A 1,459-nucleotide genomic window follows, 5' to 3' on the forward strand; every position below is an offset into this window, starting at 1 on the left:
GATGACGCCCGGGGGGTCGCCCCCCGGGCGTCATCGGCGGGCCTCCGGCGAAGGCGGGCCCAAAGGCCCGCCGAGCACACTGACCCGCCTCGGCTCCCGCGATTGGACTCGAACCAATAACCTGCCGGTTAACAGCCGGCTGCTCTGCCGATTGAGCTACGCGGGATCGTGCGTCCGGTGGGGCGTTTCGGCCCCTGTCGGCGGCACTAGGTTAGCGCATGTGAGGGGGTCTTCGCGCCCGCGTTACGCGTGGGTGCGCCGTCGGCGGGTATGGGGGGTGTCACGATTCCGCCGTCAGTGGGAGTTGGACATGAAGACCCGCATGATGTTCATGGCAGGCGCCGCGATCGGCTACGTCCTCGGGACGAAGGCCGGGCGCGAGCGGTACGAGCAGATCAAGCGGCTGTCGCAGCAGGTGTCGGAGAACCCGAACGTGCAGGAGGCCGCCGGGATGCTGCGGGCCAAGGGCGAGGAGTTCGCCGGTGCCGCGCGCGGCAAGGCGAACCATCTGAAGGAGCGGGTGCCCGAGCAGGTGGCGGGGCGCGGCAAGAGCGACGACCAGCCGACGGTGTACCCGGGCTAGAGGCCGGTCTGGCGGCGCAGTTCCTCGAGGGCCTGTTCGGCCTGGGCGCGCAGGCCCGGGTCGGACGGGTCGAGGCCCGCGTCGAAGACGAAGGTCCAGCGCACGTCGCCGCCGGCGGCGGGGCGCCGGGCCGCTATGCGGACCTTGCCGCCGGGGAGTTGGACCTGGTGGCTGACGGCGATGGTGGCGGTGACGCGTTCCCGGACGGTTTCGGGGACGGAGCCCGGGTCGGTGAGCCGGACGTGGTGCTCGGGGCCGGCGGAGGTCTCGTGGACGTGGAGCCAGCCGTCCTTCCAGGTGGCGTGGTCGACGCGTTCCCAGGGGATGCGGGTGAAGCCGCCCGCGGGTGCCGGGACGTGCAGCGCCGCGGTGGTGGCGATGACGTGCGATCCGCCTCGGGTGGGGGCGGTCGCGAGGACGCGTTCGCCGCGGTCGAGGGTGAGCGCGGCGCGGACTTCGGCGGGCAGCGAGCCCCGGAGCAGGCGCATGTCCTCACGGTAGGCGATCAGGCGGCCTGGGGGGCACGGCGGGCCCCGAGGAGGTCGAGGACGAGCGCGGCGGACCAGGCGTAGTCGTGGCTGCCGCGGCCGGTGCCGTCGAAGGGGTCGAAGAACTCGCGGAAGCCGGACTGGCGGACGAGCCGCATGGTGGAGCCGTAGAGCAGGTCGGCGACGACGGGGAGGCCGTGGCCGAGGGCGCCGTACCAGACGAGCCAGTTGGTGCTGATCCAGGTGGGGCCGCGCCAGTAGCCGCCGCGGTCGAAGGCGGGGGCCTGGATGTCGCAGCTGGGGACGGGGTAGCCGGCGGCGCCGGCGAAGCGGGCGGACAGCAGGAGGTCGACGAGGTTGCGGACGATGGGGGCGGGCAGGTCGGGGT

The 1,459-nt window shown here is 73.3% G+C and carries 3 protein-coding genes and 1 tRNA gene; 1 reads left to right on the forward strand and 3 read right to left on the reverse strand.

Annotation, left to right across the window (positions count from 1 at the left end; all coding sequences use genetic code 11):
* Positions 1–93: 93 nt before the first annotated feature.
* Positions 94–166 (reverse strand) — tRNA-Asn (locus E1284_RS40675).
* Positions 167–310: 144 nt separating this feature from the next.
* Between E1284_RS40675 and E1284_RS40680 the strand changes: the two genes are divergently transcribed.
* Positions 311–583: a YtxH domain-containing protein gene (locus tag E1284_RS40680; RefSeq protein ID WP_131945432.1), complete on the forward strand. Its 273-nt coding sequence runs from the start codon at positions 311–313 to the stop codon at positions 581–583.
* Here the strand turns inward: E1284_RS40680 and E1284_RS40685 are convergent.
* A complete protein-coding gene (locus E1284_RS40685; protein WP_131945433.1) occupies positions 580–1,071 on the reverse strand; it encodes a hypothetical protein in 492 nt (163 codons plus the stop codon). The two genes, E1284_RS40680 and E1284_RS40685, sit on opposite strands and share 4 nt — an antisense overlap.
* A gap of 17 nt (positions 1,072–1,088) precedes the next feature.
* On the reverse strand, positions 1,089–1,459 hold a 371-nt coding region (locus tag E1284_RS40690), incomplete at its 5' end, for an MGH1-like glycoside hydrolase domain-containing protein (RefSeq protein WP_424923542.1).

It is taken from the genome of Actinomadura bangladeshensis (assembly GCF_004348335.1).
Taxonomy (GTDB): Bacteria; Actinomycetota; Actinomycetes; order Streptosporangiales; family Streptosporangiaceae; genus Spirillospora; species Spirillospora bangladeshensis.

Coding starts and splice junctions, on each gene's coding strand:
- E1284_RS40680 (WP_131945432.1), top strand. CDS start 311: ATGAAGACCCGCATGATGTTCATGGCAGGCGCCGCGATCGGCTACGTC.
- E1284_RS40685 (WP_131945433.1), bottom strand. CDS start 1,071: ATGCGCCTGCTCCGGGGCTCGCTGCCCGCCGAAGTCCGCGCCGCGCTC.